We start from the raw sequence: 1,343 nt of genomic DNA, 5'->3' as shown, positions 1-1,343 counted from the left end.
GGCGCTGGAGGATCCCCTCATAATTCGGAGCTCCCCGCGTGATGAGCCAGGCGCATTAACTCCAGTCTGGCCCAGTGCAGCATCTGCTCGGTGATACGATAGTGTGGCCGCTTTCGGATCTCTTTACCGAGCCGGACTGATGACAGCACGGCCCTATGTCGAATGGTGTTGGCTTGAAAGTGACGCTGCCAACCCACCTGCTGAGCAGCAAGACCGAACCACCACAGGATGATTTCAGCCAGCAAGGCGATGAGCAGCAGGATATCGTAGCGCCGTGGACAACGTGTTCGGCTGTGCCGAAGACCAAATCCGTACTGAGGACTTTTCAGATCCCGGAATGATTCTTCTATCTGCATCCTTCTGGCATAAAGCTTCACCACCTTTGCCGCACTGAACGGCGTTGACGGAAGGTTGGTCGCCAGCAGCCAAGGCTCTTTGCTGCCTTTGAGATATTCTCGTTGCGCAGTGTGCTTGTTGCCTGAACGGGCAGTACGCCGATCTTTTCTTCCCTTGGCATCGCTTTTATACAAGTACAGGTCGCAGCGAATCGGAGATTTTCTGGCCAGCTTTGCTGGCCCGATATAACGGGGTGTTTGGTTGGCATCGGAATACAGGGTTTTGTTGGAGCGCCACTGCTCCAGACCAGCTGGAGTAAAAGCCACATCACCGCGCACTCGTCCCAGCCAGTACCAGCCGTAGGAAGCCACTTCGCGAAACCAGGTATTGCGATAGCCTGCGTCGGTGATCAGTAAAGGGGTGGCCCCCGAGGGCAGGATACTGGCCAGCTCATGCAAAAAGCGGTTGTGACTGCGCGGCGAGTTATAATCTTCCCAGGCAAATGCACGCTCATAGAGCGTGATGGAACGGCCTTTGAGTACGATGGCTGCTCTGAGCGTCATATGCCGGAGTTGCTCACGAACATCAGACCAATCGATAAGGATGACCGGCATGGGGTTGAGTCCGCACAGATTTCTTGCATGCCAGCGGTATAGAGCTAATCGTTCGCGATGAAGACCCGCATTTCCCAGCAGACGATCAATCCGTTTGATGGAATGTTTGGTGGCGGTTTTCCCGGCGATATGACGGCCCAGCCCGGTCAGAGACAGAGTATCTCCTTCCAGAAGAGCAGAAGTAGCAGCCATGAGTGAATTAAGCCGCTTTTTATGTATTTCCGGGCAGTGTTGGGCCAGCAATTCTTGTAGGATATGAACATCGCGCATCCTGCATTCTCCTCATAGGGGCGTTGAGAACTAATGTGTTTTTGGCGAAATTCATTAGATCAAACGGCAGGGTGCGCGTCTACCTCTCTGATTCAGAAGAGAATTATGAGGGGATTCGCTAGA

At 53.6% G+C, this 1,343-nt stretch carries 1 protein-coding gene; it reads right to left on the bottom strand.

The features are described 5' to 3' along the window. Window positions 1-17: 17 nt before the first annotated feature. On the bottom strand, window positions 18-1,220 hold the full coding sequence (locus tag B6S09_RS18015) for an IS4 family transposase (protein WP_094279859.1): 1,203 nt from the start codon (window positions 1,218-1,220) through the stop codon (window positions 18-20). Window positions 1,221-1,343 lie beyond the last annotated feature (123 nt).

The sequence above is a fragment of the Oceanimonas baumannii genome (assembly GCF_002245495.1).
Classification (GTDB): Bacteria; Pseudomonadota; Gammaproteobacteria; order Enterobacterales; family Aeromonadaceae; genus Oceanimonas; species Oceanimonas baumannii.
The sequence above is the reverse complement of the archived record's forward strand: the minus strand, read 5'-3'. Positions and strand labels throughout refer to the sequence as shown.

Coding starts and splice junctions, on each gene's coding strand:
- B6S09_RS18015 (WP_094279859.1), bottom strand. CDS start 1,220: ATGCGCGATGTTCATATCCTACAAGAATTGCTGGCCCAACACTGCCCG.